The sequence below is a fragment of the Deltaproteobacteria bacterium HGW-Deltaproteobacteria-2 genome, from assembly GCA_002840505.1.
In the GTDB taxonomy this organism is placed as follows: domain Bacteria; phylum Desulfobacterota; class Syntrophia; order Syntrophales; family Smithellaceae; genus Smithella.
In genome coordinates this window covers 397,344-412,571 of the sequence record PHBC01000001.1, presented here as the reverse complement: position 1 = coordinate 412,571, position 15,228 = coordinate 397,344, and the positions used below count along the sequence as shown (strand labels likewise).

The window sequence follows — 15,228 nt, the reverse complement described above, 5'->3', positions numbered from 1 at the left end:
TTATCAATATGGTATCTACATAAAGGAGGGTGATTTTGCAGATAAAAGATCGTGCGATAATCAAAATTGAGTCAGTTGCTTTCGGCGGGGCGGGGGTAGGTCGTATTGATAATTTTGTGGCTTTTGTTCCCTTTTCAGCTCCCGGCGATGAACTGGAAATTGAAATTACTCAGCTGAAAAAGAAATTTCTCCGCGGCAGGATATTAAAAGTGATCAAACCATCTCCATTCAGGGCAAAGCCTTTATGCCGCTATTATGAAAAATGCGGTGGTTGTTGCTACCAGCACGTAAATTATGAACATCAGTTGCAGATCAAAAAAAAGCAGGTACAGGAGGCTTTTTGGAAAATCGGTAAAATTGTATCTCCGCCTGTTTTAGAGCCAATAGCTTCGCCAAAGGTTTATCATTATCGGGGGAAAGCCCAGTATCATGCCCAAAACGTGTTAAGTAGCCGGCAAATTGGTTTTTTGGATGTTTCCGGCGGCAATCTTGTAGACATCGTACATTGTGAAATTATGGAAGAGACAATTAATAAAAAAATGCGTGTTCTGCGAGAAAATGAAAAATTAGAAAGTATTAAGGACGAGCAGCTAACAATTTGGTCAGATTTTCCTATCAAGCAACCGGGCAAAAAAGAATCAATTTTCAGGGTCGTAAAAGGGGAAAATTTTCTGGTGCCATGCGATGGATTTTTTCAGGCCAATTTATATTTAACGGATCAATTGGTGGATGAGGTTTGCCGACTGGTCGCAAATAGTGAAATAAATACCTTAGTTGATGCCTATTGCGGTAGCGGACTATTTTCTATTTTTCTTTCGTCCTATGCTAAAAATGTTATAGGGATTGAAATAAATGAAAAATCAGTAAAATATGCGCAAATAAACGCTGAAAGCGCCGGTGTAAAAAACGTAAAATTTATTTGCGGAGATGTCGAAGACGTATTACGAAAGAACATTTTACCGCCAGAAGATAAAATTAATTTGATTATCCTTGACCCTCCCCGGAGTGGTTGTGAAAAAGAGTTGTTGAAAACAATTGTAGATTTGCAATCGCTTAAGATCATTTATGTTTCCTGCAATCCGGCTACGCAGGCGCGGGATGTTAAATATTTAAATGAAAGTGGTTATTATTTACGGAGTCTGTTACCTGTGGATATGTTTCCGCAAACGGAGCATATTGAAGTCATAGGGCTTATGGAAAGAAGATAAAAAATGGCGGTGATTTTAATAGAAAATTAATCTTATAAATGGTAATAAATTTATAGCTTTCAGGCGAAAATATTGCTATCAGATATAAACTATTTAATAAACACAAGGAGAGGGAAAAATGGCATCAAAAAGCAAGGATGTGAGAATTGAACAGCTCAAGATATTTCAAAAAAAACTTGATTTGCGTTTGCAGCAACTGGCTCAAAAAGGGATTGGTGAAGATAAAGTTCAAAAAGATCCTCTTGTTAAAAGCCTGAAATCAAAAATAAAAGAGACTAATGTAAGGATTGCGGCGTTTGAGAAATTTGTTAAACTTACCGAAGTGTTAGCGCAAGCTAAAGTGCAAAAACAGGCTGAACTAGCGGCGAAAAAAGAGGAAAAAGCGGAACCAAAACAGGCCCAGCCGAAACAAAAGAAGGCTGATAAAGAACCAAAGAAGCAACCGGCTGCTTCGGATGGAGAAGCACCGAAAAAACCTAAAAAACAGTCAGCTGACGCAGATGAAGAAGCAACAAAAAAGAAGTCAAGTAAGAAAAAAGAAGAATAAGATTCAAATTTAAATTTAGATTTTAGATAAACAAAAAGGGCAACTTTTCCCAAGTTGCCCTTTTTAAATGTATATTTGGCGTCCCCACGGAGATTCGAACTCCGGTTACAGGCGTGAAAGGCCCGTGTCCTAGGCCTCTAGACGATGGGGACATCCTGGCCTTTTTATACAGGTTGCGCCTTATATATTGTTAAAGTCATAATGTCAAGTATTGGCTCAAAAAATATTTATCAAGAAATTTAAAGGAATATACAGGTCGAATAAGGTATCGAAATATATAGGTTACTGCAATATTGATTGCCAAAGTGCTAAATAGTGTCGAATGACACGTAGAATCAGATACCATGAGCAATAAATATGGCAATACCTCGGCGGATGATCATTACACCGATCGCAGCCAGAAGCAGGCTGGTAATTTTAGATATCGTCTTGGAACCTGTTTTTCCAATAATCCGGTTGATAAGTGGGGCCATGAAAAATACGGCGCCGGCAATCAAAATATTGGTAATAATAGCCAAAGACGTAATAAACAAACTATGCTCGTTAATCAAAAGCATGGATGTAGTCAACACGGCTGGCCCTGTGATTAGCGGTACGCCGATGGGTACTGCGCCCATGCTTTCCAGGTCAATCGCATAATTTTTTTTCTCGGTGGAAAGGAGATCCCGGATGGAAATTACAAAAAGAAGTGTTCCCCCTGCGATCATGAAGTCGGCAACGCTGATGCCCAGCAACTTTAACGTTGCCGTGCCCACGGCGATAAAAGCAAGAGCGACAATTAATGCCGTAATCATTGACTGAATAATAATTTTTTTGATTTTGCTCTGCTCGATGTCTTCTGTGAGATTCATAAATAAAGGTAATACGCCAATGGCATCGACAGCTACAAAAAGAGGAATAAAGCACAGTCCGAATGATTTCATCTTCTTTTAAGCTCCCCGAAATAATAGATTTATCAGCAATATAACTATAATCTATCCTATTATCAAGCATGTATCTGAAAATATTTCTTCTGAGATTTTGAAGCCAAATCAATCAGGCTGATCCTTAACGGCTTTTTCTCTAATGAATTTGTCACATCCTTTTTATGTAATTCCGCTGGGGTTGAATCAGATCAACGGTTGTGGTATAAAAATTCTCTAATTTATTTTATGCATTGCATGTTGATTTCCCAAAATATTAAAAAAATAAGGAGGTTTATGCGCGATGTCCGAAGAAACCCATAAGAAAGAACATAAAGAACATGATGAAAAACACCTGGAGAAGTTGACCATTAAAGAATTACGGGAGATTGCCGAGGATATCCCTCATGAAAGAGCAATCCACGATATGAAGAAGGAGGAACTCGTTGCTTTCATCAAAGAAGCGCGGGGTATCAAGGACGAAGCACCAGCCAGGAAAAAGAAACATATAGGCAAAATCAAGATGACCAAATCTGAGCTGAAGGCGAAAATTCGTGAGTTGAAAACTCTGAGATGGCAGGCACTGGAATCTAAAGAAAACGAGAAATCATCCCGATTGAGGCACCAGATAAGCCAACTGAAGAAAAAATCAAGACGCCTTGCTGCTGTCTGAAAAGTTTAATAAGTTAGAAAATAACAGGATTAGTCTTCGAGTATTTGCACCGCTGATATAATTAAGCCGCGCAAAAGCGTGGCTTAATTATATCTGGCTTGATGTAAAATTTATGGGCACAACAGAACACTTCTTGCCCAGAGACAATCACCGCACACGGGGTGAGCATTTCCGAAACAATCTTCTTCGTTCGTCTCGGAATAGCTACAACCGCTGCATTGGACGCAAGGTGAAAAATCAAAAGTAAGCACCCGATCTCGAAAGTTCTGATAGTTATTTTTATTCCAGATATCACCAATCTTTTCCTGGGCGATATTTCCAACAGAATATCTCTTAATGAATTTTTCTCTGCCCAGAATGTAACAACGGTAAGAATGCATAAGCGCGATGCATGGACTTACATCCCCTGACCAGGTAATTGCCGCGGAACCCCTCTGAACAAAAGGGCAACAATATTCTTGAGGAATATCTCTAATCTCCGGCATAGGCCTATCCAGCCTTTTCAAAAATTCCATAAGCGGGGTTAGGTATTCGGTACGAAAATCCATTCGGGGCAGCATTAGTTCCTGAGACCATTTGGGACGCTCCTCGTTTTCATTTATTGTGGCACTGATCCAATAGAGGATTTCATCCTTCATATCTTCCGTGCACGGAAGAAGATTAGTCAACATGATAAAGTCTGCTTTCATGGAGTGTGCCTTATGCGCAAGATCAGGAAGTTGGTGAATATTGCTCTTCATAATGACAAACTCCAGGCCGAGATCGAGCTTCTTCCCGGACATCTTTGCGCGCAGCAAGTTCAGTCCTCTGATATTTTCTTCCACTCTGGATAGGTCTCCACCAATGCGAACATCTTCGTATGATGCCTGGTTGGTTCCGTCAACAGAGACAACAAGTGTATCCAGACCAGCCTGAATAAAGCCCTTTGCCGTATCCTTATCAATAAGATGGCCGTTGGTGATGACCTCTGTTTTCAGACCAATTTCATGAGACTCAGCGACCATATTAACAATTTCCGGATGTGCAAGCGGTTCACCGTAGCCCCAGAAGGCTATGGTATTCAGCGTTTTAAAATCCTTAAGATCAGAGAGCAGCTTTCGGTAGATGGTCATATCCATGGAGCCGATAGGCTCATCCCATGAGTTTCGGATACAGGTACGGCACTGAAGATTACACTGAGTGGTGGGTTCAATGTAGAGCTTCGAAAGAGGAGGCTTTGTTGAAAAAAGAGAAAACCTTCTGAGAGGATCTTTTAACGGCTGGCCCTTGTTGTTTGCTTTTCGTTTGACGTTCATTTCTCAATTAATATTTTTTCGATCTACACAACCGGTGCAGTTCCAGAGATTACTTTTTCCCGACTGATATATGCTCTTTCAATTTAACCAGTCCATTCCAAATTTCATCATCACCGATGAATTTTTTGACATCCTTTACAGAATATCGAATGACACAGGAGGGAGTCCGATCAATTTTATTTTTTTTAATTATGGTGCTCAAGATCGGAAAAGTGGATTTTTCATCCATTGTTTTCCATGAAATATTTTGTTCTTTCAGATAAGCGATCAGAGCTTCTTCTGTCTGGATGTGTCTGTCCTGTGCCGCGTCAAAAAGTATTTTTCGGACATTCATAACGTTGCTCGCGTCAGCATTGGCATTTACCGCATAGAGGTAATATTTGGCGTAAATAGGCGTGGCGCTATGAAAGGGAACATCAACAAATTCTATTTTTACCTTGCCGGAATTCAGCAATTCCTTCAATAGTGGTTCTGCCTTTGTATCAATGCGCCGGCAGGGCGGACAGAAATAGTCGGCAAATATTACAATTTCATATTCCCCTTTGCCCAGAGTAGGGACCACTCCGCCAGTTGTTTGTCCATAGACGGGTGTGACGGAACCGGAAAAAGTCAATAAAACAGTTAAATATCCTAACAAACTGAAGATCAACAACGGCAGTTTATTTATTTTAAACATAGGAAAATCAACCTCTCCAAGAAAATATAGCCACATCCTGCTGTGGTTTCCGCGCCAGGCGGAGGGAATCTCATAGTTAATGATGAACGATAAAATCAACATGATTGAAAAAGCCAGACAAAAAGGACAATACACGTCATTTTGCACCTGAAAAGCATAAAGATGAACTTCCACACCCAGACCAGCCGCCAGCAGCGCCCTGACATAATTCATTTGCTTGAAGGCGGTAAAAGCGATAATCACTGCCATATAAGCGATGCCGACAAATTTGAGGTCAATTCCAAAAATATCACCTTTCAAATAACTGCAAGTCGTATCGCAGTAGTCGTAATACGCCATGATCCCGATGCCGATCAGCGCCAAAACGATTGTGATAATGTTGCGATATTTTTTAACGCCTTCCGTTATCTTCACAATATCGGGTCTCCTTCAAAATGTGTCTATTGCCGGAAATATTTCTGCTGAAACGTCAAGGCAACATTTACTAAAGCGATCATCACCGGAACCTCCACCAGTGGGCCGATGACAGCCGCGAAAGCCGCTCCGGAATTTATACCGAAGACGGCAATGGCCACGGCAATCGCTAATTCAAAATTGTTGCTTGCCGCCGTAAAGGCCAGCGTAGTTGTTTTGGAATAGTCTGCTCCCATTTTTTTTCCCAGATAGAACGATACTAAAAACATAACCACAAAATAAATAAGCAGTGGAATAGCAATTCTTACAACGTCCAGTGGGAGTGTAATAATCAGGTTGCCTTTCAGACTGAACATCACCACAATGGTGAAAAGCAAAGCAATAAGTGTCAGCGGAGAGATCAGCGGAACAAATCGCGCATGATATTTTTCTTTCCCCACGAGCTTCACACCGATTAGTCTGGTCAGAGCACCGGCAATGCAGGGAATGCCCAGGTAGATGAAAACGCTTTTGGCAATCTGTCCGATACTTACCTCTACAATACTGCCGGAAAATCCGAAATAGGGCGGCAGGACGGTAATAAAAAACCAGGCAAAAGCGCTGTAAAAAAGAACCTGAAAAATACTATTGAAAGCAACGAGACCGGCTGCGTACTCCGTGTTACCTTTGGCCAGTTCATTCCAGACAATAACCATCGCGATACAGCGTGCGAGCCCAATCATGATTAAACCCACCATGTATTCAGGCTTGTCCGGCAGAAACACAATCGCCAGGATAAACATTAAGACCGGTCCGATAAACCAGTTTTGCACAAGTGATAATCCAAGAACTTTTCCGTTATGGAAAACTTCCGGTAAGTCTTCGTATTTCACTTTGGCAAAAGGAGGATACATCATCAGAATAAGTCCGGCGGCGATGGGAATATTCGTTGTGCCCACCTGAAATTTATTAATAAAACTTTCCACTCCGGGAATAAAATAGCCAAGGCCTACTCCTAAAAGCATGGCGGCGAAAATCCACAAAGTGAGGAAGCGATCCAAAAAAGATAATCGACTGGCAACGTGTTCCGACATAATTATATCCTCCCGATTATAATATGTTTAAAAGTATTAAATAGACGCCGCCTATAATCACAAGAATGCCGCAAGCCTTCTTGAGAATAACCGCGCCTTTTGATTTTTCGCTCCAATGGAGATAGTGCTCAACGACTTCTGTGAATGTGCCCGCTAAAACAAGAACCGTGCAGTGTCCGATACCATAAGCCAGAAGCAGGGAAAGCGCAAAAACGATTTTAGTGGAAGCTATGCTGAAAACAACTCCCAACATTGTGGCCATATATGCAAAGGTGCAGGGTCCTAAAGCAATGCCGAACAAAAGTCCCAAAATGAAAGCTGCGAGGAACCCTTTTCTTTTATAATTAGGATTCGCGGCTCCGCCTTCCATAAAAGGAAGCGGCAATATTCCCAGCAAATTAAGACCGACAGCAAAGAAAACAACAGCCACAAAGTAGCTGCCATAGCCGCCTATATCGCCGATCATTCTTCCCGCAAGTCCCGTGATGAGTCCAATAATGCCAATGGTAATCAGAATACCTAATCCGAAAAGCAGCGAAAGGCCGAATGCCCGCCCTGTGGAGATGTTTCCCTGCCCGTCAATGAAACCAACTATCAGGGGAATACACGCGATATGACAAGGCGACAGAATGACTGAAAGCACCCCCCAGATAAACGCGGCGCCAATGGCAATATCCGGCGATTGGGTCAGGGCATTCGTAAGCCAGGTAAACAACTCAACGATCATTATTTGACACCTTGCATCTTGATTACTTTGACAAGCTCATCTTTTGGAAAGTAACCTTCATGGCGGTAATATTCCTTGCCGTTTTTATCCAGAAATACCTGTGTCGGGATTACCCGGATATTGTATTTCATCCCATCGACTTTACCTTGTGGCGTCCAGACATCGTGAAAGACAACCATGACCTGCCCCTTATATTCTTCTGCCACAGCTTTCATGATCGGCTGCATGGCCTTGCAGGGAATGCACCTGGCCGCACCGATTTCAACAAATGTGACCAATATGCCATCGGATTTCGCTTTGTCAGGTGCTTTTGTTGCCGCCGGTTTATCGGAAGTAACTTGAGCGGATGCATCACGGTAATCCATTGAAAGCATGAAGAAGGTAAAAACAGTCAGTAGTATCGCAGTTACAATAGATAATTTTGAACGCAATTTCATGTGTCATAATCTCCTTAATGTTGAAGTCAATTTTAATAGATTATATTAAACAGGAAGCCTACAATCATAATGCCTGTGGCAACGACACTTATAAATATTACAATCAGCGGCAATTTGATAATTTTTCTTAAAATGATCATTTCCGGAAGCGATAGTCCGATTACCGACATCATAAACGCCAGCGCAGTGCCGAGGGACGCGCCCTTTTCGAGCAGTGCCTGCAGAATCGGGATGATGCCTGCCGCGTTGGAATAAAGCGGAACGCCGATTAGCACTGCTAAAGGAACCGACCACCACGCGTCCTTGCCCATAATCGAGGCCATAAAGTTTTCCGGCACATAGCCGTGAACGGCCGCGCCGACGGCAATGCCCGCCACAATGTAAATCCAGACCTTGGAAACTATATCGACAACAGCGGTATAGCCAGCCTGAATTCTATCGATGAAAGAAATCTTTTGTTCTTCCATCTGTAAATCACCGGCTTTGATTTCATAAACCCATTCTTCGACAAAGCGCTCTACTTTTAGTTTGCCGATCACCCAGCCGGAAACGATAGCGATAAGCAATCCGGTGGTAGCATAGAGCAGAGCAGTTTTCCAGCCGAAGAGGCCGAAGAGCAGAACCAGCGCGACTTCATTAATCATCGGTGCGGCCACAAGAAAAGAAAAGGTAACGCCCAGCGGAATACCGCTTTCCACAAAGCCGATAAAAAGCGGTATGGCCGAACAGGTACAAAAAGGCGTTAAAACGCCGAGCCCCGCGGCCATGACATTACCGGCGAACAAGGGTTTCCCTTCCAGCGCTTTTCTGGTTTTTTCCGGCGAGAAGTATGAGCGGATAATACCCACAACAAAAACAATGACAGTAAGCAGGATAAAAACCTTGGGCGTGTCGTAGAGAAAAAATCGGATTGCTTCGGTCAAGTGAGATGATTTGTCCAGATTGAGTATTTCATAGACGAAATAATCAACGCCTCTTTCCAGAAAAATATAAATCACAACCGCTAAAGGAATCAGCACAAACGGAATATAATAATTTATTTTTTTCTTGTTGCCATTATCCGTGTTACAGCACTCAGCCATTTTATTTACCGCCGATCATCTTTTTAATATCCGCCAGAGTTGGAAGTTTACCTGCCGTTACAACTTTTCCGTCAATCACCAAAGCGGGAGTTGTCATTACACCGTAGGCCATAATTTGCTTAATGTCTTTGACATGATCTATCTGCGCGTCAATACCCGTTTCTTTGACAGCAAGACGAACCGTATCTTCCAGTTTGTTGCAGGTCGCGCAACCCATACCCAGTATTGCTATTTTCATAATTTAATCCTTTCGCTATTTACAGCACTTCAGAATATTTACGTGTTCTTTGGCGTTGGAAGAAAGTACATCTTCTACACAACTGACAAAATCCATGATGCAGGGGCAACGCAGACTGTAGAAGATGGAATTCCCCCGTTTTTCATCGGTAACCAGCCCGGCATTTTTCAAAACACTCAAATGCTTGGAGACTGTGGATGTGTCGACCTCGATCATTTCTGTCAGTTCATGGACGCAACATTTACGCTTGTTTAATTCCTCGATAATGAACAGGCGGCTTGGGTGCGCCATTGCCTTAATAATTTTCGCCCGCGCTTCATGCCGGGTTTTTATATTACTTTTCATTTTCGATCCCCCTCGTATATGTATTTGGCAATATAGCCAAATAGCCATGCCGTGTCAATAGCTATTCGGTACGTATCGTTATCGTAAACCGGCCATTTCGGCATATTCTAATAATAACTGAAATCCGGCTTAATATATGATATAAAAGCATCATAAAGGTAGAAAGGTTAATAGAATGATTTTACAGGACAGAAATGCTGTAATTCTTTTGATAAAGAAAAGTGTTCATAGAGGATTTGCCAAATACATTCTTTTTGTTTTATTATGCATAATATTTCTGAATTTTGCCATCATCAACACTGCCGCCAAAGAACCGGACAAGGTAATCCCTTTTCATGTAGGAGAAAAACTGAAGTATAATGGGAGATGGGGGATAATTCCCGCCGGAGAGCTCACGCTGGAGGTCCTTCCTAAAGAAATATTCAATGGCGTTGAATCCTACCACTTTGTTATGACCACAAAAACCAGCAAAGTAGTAGATCTCGTTTATAAAATACGGGAAAGGCAGGATTCCTATGTTGATAGCGGAATGACTCACAGCGTTTTCTATAAAAAGAAAACAGAAAGTGAACATCCGCGTGATGAAAACATAAAATTTGACTGGGAAAATCTCAAAGCTACTTACACTAATTTCGGCGAGACAAGACGGCCGATTAATATTTCGCCGGGAACCGTCGATCCGCTGGGTCTTTTTTACGTTCTTCGCTATCAGAGTCTTAAAGAAAACTCAGAGATTATTATACCGATGACAGATGGCAATCTCAACATTGAAGTCCGAGCGATTGTTGGCAAAAGAAGTAAAGTTGAAATCGGAGAAAAAACTTACGACACCATTGAAATCACGCCTAATATGAATATGCTGGATAAACTGGAAAAAGATAAAGTGGTAAAAAAGAGCGACAATCCGCAGCTTAAAATTTGGGTAACGGCAGATGAAAAAAAGATTCCCATAAAAATCAGAACTAAAGTTGGGATAATTACGTTTGATTTCGATTTTGTACCCGATCCGTTTTGAACCATTTATTTTTATTTTCCTTTTTTAAAGGGGGATTAAAGGGGATTTTACTTTTTATGCTTATTATCCCAAAGCGCTTGGTATAGTCCCTCTTACGCTTCGCGCTTCATCTCGTTCGCTCTCAGCGAGTGCCACTAAGTTTCATTAAAATACTTCTTGACCCGTCTATAACTTCATAGTTTAAGATTCGCGTTACCATTGGCCATGAAAAAAATAAAAGTGAAAGGATGAGAAAAATGGGCAAAGTAACTGTTGAACAGTGGGTTGAATTATTTCGTGAGATCGGACTGAAAGATGCCGACATGAAAAAGTGGCATTGCCTTTTTGAAGAGAAAAACCCTCAGGGTCATCAGAACTTTCTTGAATGGCTTGGTCTGGATGCGAAGAGGATCAAAGAAGTAAGAAGTCTATAAACAATGAGCCCCGTTCCGGTATTGCAGAGGTGTCGGTCTGGGCATATTTCAGGGATGTCTGTGACCTATACTATTTCGGAGATTGCCAAAAAATTTGGATTGTCGAGAAGCACGCTTCTTTATTATGACAAAATCGGACTTCTGTCGCCGCGGGAAAGAAGCGGGGCGGATTATCGTATTTATTCCGAACAGGACTATCTGCTGATGGAAGAAATTTCCCGGTTGCGGAATGCCGGCATTCCATTAAGAGTGATTAGAAAACTTGTCAGCGGCGGCTCATCACATCGCACGGAAATATTACACCGGAGGCTCAAGGACATTAATGATGAAATCAGCCGTCTACGCCAGCAGCAAAAATTTATTCTCAGTCTGCTGGATGATAAAACGCTGATCCGTTCGACACGCGTTTTAACGAAAGAAAAATGGATCAAATACTTGCGCAAGGCCGGTTTGGATGAGAACGGTATGGAACGCTGGCATACGGAGTTCGAAACGTCATCGCCTGAAGCACATCAGGATTTTCTGGAATCCCTGGGTCTCCTCGGCGAAGAAATTCTTCTGATCAGGAAAAGATGCCAAAAAATAAAACAGATACATCAAAGGAAAAAGTGAGAGATGGCAGATAAAATATGGCTAAAATATTAATCGTTTATCATTCGCAGACAGGGAAAACTCAAAAGATGGCGCAGGCTGTTGCTGAAGGTGCAAAGTCTATCGAAGGCGTGGAAGTGATCTTGAAGAAGGCCGCAGACGCCACGCTGGAAGATCTTTTGACAGCCGACGGTCTGGCTATCGGCACGCCGGAGAACTTTGGTTACATGTCCGGGATGGTGAAGGATTTTTTTGACCGCACTTATTACAGCGCGCATGAAAAGGTCTTTCGTAAACCTTTTGTTGTGTTCATCAGTGCGGGAAACGACGGCACAGGAGCACTAAGAGCTATCGATCGCATCGCGCTGGGCTATAAATTTAAAACTGTTTTTCAGCCGGTTATAGCCAAGGGTGAGATTACAAAAGAAATTCTTGCTCAATGTGTTGAACTGGGCGCAACCATCGCCGGTGGTTGCCAGATGGGCATCTATTAACAGATATTATTAATTCTACAGCGAAATCTGAAATATAAGTCTTTGTTATTATATCAGTTAGTGTTTTCGACACCATGACAAGAATAATAATTACAGCACAATTTTATGTCCAGTAATGCAGTTATTTTCTTCTTGCACCTCTTTTCCTTAATTTATTAGGAACCATGTTTACCGACTGGTTTATTAATTGTTTAATATGTTTCACGTTTTGATTGAATTTTTTAGAAAAATGCCTTATAGTAATTAAACCTGTGGGGGGTGGAGTATTGTCGTAAAAACCCGCAGGGGATGAAATTCCCCGCGTGTAAGTAAAATAATGGAGGAATTTCAAATGCATACCTGGACATTAGACAAGCCGGACAATTTGATTGATTGGTGGGAAGAGAGCGCTGCCAAATTTGCCGATCGAAGACTTTTCGGGACGAAAAACAAAAACGGTGTTTACGAGTGGGTAACATTTAAAGAGGTCGACACACGGATTAACAATCTCCGTGCAGGGCTTGCCCAACTTGGAATTGGCAACGGCGACGCCGTCGGAATAATCGCCAACAACCGTGTGGAATGGGCTGTTGCCGCTTTTGCCACATGGGGACGAGTTGCACGTTTTGTTCCTATGTATGAAGCGGAGCTGCTTCAGGTATGGAAATACATCATTACCGACAGTCAGATAAACGTCCTCTTTGTTTCAAAGCCGGAAATTTATGAAAAAATAAAGGATTTCCCTAAAGATATCGCTACCCTTAAGCATATATTCGTCATTGATGCCGAAGGAGAACACTCAATGGCCGCGGTTGAAAAAATGGGTGCGGCAAAAGCGGTTCCTTCCCAACGTCCTCAATCTGACGACATTGCGGAGCTCATCTACACATCCGGCACAACCGGCAATCCCAAAGGCGTTTTGCTATCCCACGGCAATTTTACCAGCAATGCATTGGCAGGTATGAAGTTGTATCCTGAACTTCAAGAGAATGAAGTTGTGAATCTGGTTATTCTGCCCTGGGCCCATTCATTCGGTCAAACTGCTGAATTATTTGCGCTTACGTATCTTGGCGGAGCTATGGGTTTGGCGGAAAGTCCATCAACAATTGTCAATGACATCCTTCAAGTAAGACCCACATTTATGGTTGCTGTGCCTCGCGTCTTCAACAGGATTTACGATGGTCTTTGGACTAAGATGAACAAGGAAGGAGGATTGGCAAAAACTCTCTTTGTGATGGGTGTTGAAGCTGCGAGGAAAAAACGGGAACTGGCGGCAAAAGGGAAATCCGATCTCATGACTAACCTTAAATTCCAACTGTCGGATAAGATTGTTTTCAAAAAAATAAGAGAGCGTCTCGGTGGCAGACTAATGGGTTCAATGAGCGGCAGTGCGGCCATGAACCCAGAAATTGCTCAGTTCTTCTTCGATATAGGCATTCCCATCTACGATTGCTACGGTCTGACGGAAACATCGCCGGCAGCCGCAATGAATGGCTCCCTTGATTACCGATTAGGCAGTGTCGGCAAGGCTATTGAGAAAGTCAAAATCGTTATCGACCAGTCCGTAGTTGAAGAAGGCGCGACGGACGGTGAAATTATTATTTACGGCCCCAATGTCATGAAGGGCTATCACAACAGACCTGAAGACACGAAAGCTGCCATGACACCAGACGGTGGCTTTCGCACCGGAGATCGCGGCCGACTGGATAAGGATGGATTTCTCTATATCACCGGCCGCATCAAAGAACAGTACAAACTGGAAAATGGAAAATTCTGCTTCCCCGTTGCTTTAGAAGAAGAAATCTGTCTAGTTCATTTTGTTCAGCAGGCAGTCATTTACGGCTTGAACCGGCCTTTCAACATTTGCATTGTCGTTCCTGATCCTGAAGTTCTGCTGAATTACGCCAAAGAAAAAGGATTGCCGGGTGATATTCAAACACTGGTTGCGCGTCAGGATATTATCGATATGATCAGCGAGGATATTATGAATCATCTGAAAGGAAAGTTCGGCGGTTATGAAATACCCAAAAAATTTCTGCTTATTCCGGAACCATTCAGTCTGGATAATGGCACACTGACACCGACAATGAAACTTAAACGTAATGTTGTTCTTACAAAATTAAAGGATAAAATCGAAGCGCTTTATAAATAGTTCATAGTGAAGATTTAAATAATTAAGTTTAAAGATTAAACCCTTAACCCTTAACCCTTAAATCTTAAAACTTATTATTATTTACAGTTCAGCATGGTGCCGCGACAATTGTTGGCGCGGCACAAGCAGGCGTATTCTTTCTTTAGCTTGGATGTCCGGCGAGCGTCGATCACCAGACCGTAATCGTAAGATAGTTCCTCGCCGGCATTGATGTCGCGCAGGGCTTTAAGGACGATGCGGTAGCCATCCTGTTCGGCTTCCAGATTTGGTTCGCAGGAGTGATTAATCCATTTGGCGGAGTTGCCAGTGTGCTTGGCGTCGATGACGTGGCCGTCATCCAGGTGGAAATAGAAAGTGTGATTGGGCTGGCTTTCGTCGTGGGGATGACGGTCCAGGGCTTTCTTCCAAGTTATGATCTCTCCCTTATACTCCAAGACCTTGTCGCCGGCCTTGATGGGACGTATGGCATAGACGCCCTTGCCGTGGATGCCTGATTTGCGTATCTGGATGCGGCGACCTCTGTTAGATGTCTTTGACCTGGGATTGGCCGTCCTGGTGGCTTGCTTAAATTTATTTTCTTCTTGCATTAATCGATAAGTCCTACCTCATGGGTGATTTGGTGGGCGTGTATACAAAAAATGAACTTAATGGTCAAGATGAAAATTATTAACTTCAGACTATTTCTGTAATCATTACACTCGGAGGGACAAAGTGAAGGGTGAAAGGTGAATAGTGAATAGTGAATGGTGAAGAGAGAAAGGACAAAAAATGTCTCCCTGTGGTTAGACATGAAAAGGAAAGCTCTGGATTCCCAGGTCACCAGGCATCTGCCCGGAAGAGAGCCGGGGAATGACAAGGGCGGCTGGATATCGAACTTCACTTGTAACTTTTCTTACTATTTACCCTTCATCTTCACTTCTCACAGGTTACGCGACTTAACGGTTTATAGATGACCTATCAAAAGCAG

General features: G+C 42.5%; 18 protein-coding genes and 1 tRNA gene. 8 read left to right on the top strand and 11 right to left on the bottom strand.

The features are described from left to right. The first annotated feature begins 29 nt into the window (after positions 1 to 29). A complete protein-coding gene (locus CVU62_01905; protein PKN38977.1) occupies positions 30 to 1,208 on the top strand; it encodes a hypothetical protein in 1,179 nt (392 codons plus the stop codon). A gap of 118 nt (positions 1,209 to 1,326) precedes the next feature. Continuing rightward, complete coding sequence (locus CVU62_01900; protein ID PKN38976.1) at positions 1,327 to 1,755, top strand: hypothetical protein; 429 nt, start codon at positions 1,327 to 1,329, stop codon at positions 1,753 to 1,755. A gap of 76 nt (positions 1,756 to 1,831) precedes the next feature. Here the strand turns inward: CVU62_01900 and CVU62_01895 are convergent. Together CVU62_01895 and CVU62_01890 are read right to left on the bottom strand one after the other, a co-directional pair. Then, positions 1,832 to 1,907, bottom strand: a tRNA-Glu gene (locus CVU62_01895). Between the two features lie 183 nt (positions 1,908 to 2,090). Next, positions 2,091 to 2,678: a MarC family protein gene (locus tag CVU62_01890; protein ID PKN38975.1), complete on the bottom strand. Its 588-nt coding sequence runs from the start codon at positions 2,676 to 2,678 to the stop codon at positions 2,091 to 2,093. Between the two features lie 283 nt (positions 2,679 to 2,961). Between CVU62_01890 and CVU62_01885 the strand changes: the two genes are divergently transcribed. Then, positions 2,962 to 3,330, top strand: coding sequence for a Rho termination protein (locus CVU62_01885; GenBank protein PKN38974.1), 369 nt, complete (start codon positions 2,962 to 2,964; stop codon positions 3,328 to 3,330). A gap of 110 nt (positions 3,331 to 3,440) precedes the next feature. Here CVU62_01885 and CVU62_01880 read toward each other — a convergent pair whose 3' ends face one another. The 8 genes from CVU62_01880 to CVU62_01845 are packed head-to-tail and all read right to left on the bottom strand — an operon-like array spanning position 3,441 to position 9,617. Further along, complete coding sequence (locus CVU62_01880) at positions 3,441 to 4,625, bottom strand: radical SAM protein (GenBank protein PKN38973.1); 1,185 nt, start codon at positions 4,623 to 4,625, stop codon at positions 3,441 to 3,443. A 49-nt stretch (positions 4,626 to 4,674) separates the two neighbouring features. Beyond that, a complete protein-coding gene (locus CVU62_01875) occupies positions 4,675 to 5,715 on the bottom strand; it encodes a hypothetical protein (GenBank protein PKN38972.1) in 1,041 nt (346 codons plus the stop codon). 26 nt (positions 5,716 to 5,741) lie between these two features. Beyond that, positions 5,742 to 6,788, bottom strand: a complete 1,047-nt coding sequence (gene arsB / locus CVU62_01870; protein PKN38971.1) for an arsenical-resistance protein — start codon at positions 6,786 to 6,788, stop codon at positions 5,742 to 5,744. Between the two features lie 16 nt (positions 6,789 to 6,804). Further along, positions 6,805 to 7,515, bottom strand: a complete 711-nt coding sequence (locus CVU62_01865) for a cytochrome C biogenesis protein (GenBank protein ID PKN38970.1) — start codon at positions 7,513 to 7,515, stop codon at positions 6,805 to 6,807. Next, positions 7,515 to 7,952: a thioredoxin gene (locus tag CVU62_01860; protein PKN38969.1), complete on the bottom strand. Its 438-nt coding sequence runs from the start codon at positions 7,950 to 7,952 to the stop codon at positions 7,515 to 7,517. Before CVU62_01860 ends, CVU62_01865 begins: the two co-directional genes overlap by 1 nt. A gap of 32 nt (positions 7,953 to 7,984) precedes the next feature. Next, positions 7,985 to 9,034, bottom strand: coding sequence for a hypothetical protein (locus tag CVU62_01855; GenBank protein PKN38968.1), 1,050 nt, complete (start codon positions 9,032 to 9,034; stop codon positions 7,985 to 7,987). Position 9,035: 1 nt separating this feature from the next. Further along, positions 9,036 to 9,272 carry a thioredoxin family protein gene (locus CVU62_01850; GenBank protein PKN38967.1) on the bottom strand — a complete coding sequence of 79 codons (237 nt, stop codon included), beginning with the start codon at positions 9,270 to 9,272 and terminating at the stop codon, positions 9,036 to 9,038. Between the two features lie 15 nt (positions 9,273 to 9,287). Next, the gene (locus CVU62_01845; protein ID PKN38966.1) at positions 9,288 to 9,617 is read right to left on the bottom strand and encodes a transcriptional regulator; all 330 of its coding nucleotides are present in this window, start codon (positions 9,615 to 9,617) and stop codon (positions 9,288 to 9,290) included. A 175-nt stretch (positions 9,618 to 9,792) separates the two neighbouring features. On the opposite strand from CVU62_01845, the gene CVU62_01840 reads away from it, so the two are divergent. The 5 genes from CVU62_01840 (at position 9,793) to CVU62_01820 (ending at position 14,261) form a co-directional block, all read left to right on the top strand. Beyond that, positions 9,793 to 10,632: a hypothetical protein gene (locus tag CVU62_01840; protein ID PKN38965.1), complete on the top strand. Its 840-nt coding sequence runs from the start codon at positions 9,793 to 9,795 to the stop codon at positions 10,630 to 10,632. Positions 10,633 to 10,868: 236 nt separating this feature from the next. Continuing rightward, entirely contained in the window at positions 10,869 to 11,045 is a 177-nt protein-coding gene (locus CVU62_01835) for a hypothetical protein (protein PKN38964.1), read from the top strand. A gap of 54 nt (positions 11,046 to 11,099) precedes the next feature. Continuing rightward, complete coding sequence (locus tag CVU62_01830) at positions 11,100 to 11,657, top strand: MerR family transcriptional regulator (protein ID PKN38963.1); 558 nt, start codon at positions 11,100 to 11,102, stop codon at positions 11,655 to 11,657. A gap of 17 nt (positions 11,658 to 11,674) precedes the next feature. Next, entirely contained in the window at positions 11,675 to 12,130 is a 456-nt protein-coding gene (locus CVU62_01825) for a flavodoxin (protein ID PKN38962.1), read from the top strand. Positions 12,131 to 12,446: 316 nt separating this feature from the next. After that, the gene (locus tag CVU62_01820) at positions 12,447 to 14,261 is read left to right on the top strand and encodes a long-chain fatty acid--CoA ligase (GenBank protein ID PKN38961.1); all 1,815 of its coding nucleotides are present in this window, start codon (positions 12,447 to 12,449) and stop codon (positions 14,259 to 14,261) included. A gap of 77 nt (positions 14,262 to 14,338) precedes the next feature. Here the strand turns inward: CVU62_01820 and CVU62_01815 are convergent, their stop codons facing one another. Beyond that, positions 14,339 to 14,848, bottom strand: a complete 510-nt coding sequence (locus CVU62_01815) for an SET domain-containing protein-lysine N-methyltransferase (GenBank protein PKN38960.1) — start codon at positions 14,846 to 14,848, stop codon at positions 14,339 to 14,341. Between the last annotated feature and the right edge of the window lie 380 nt (positions 14,849 to 15,228).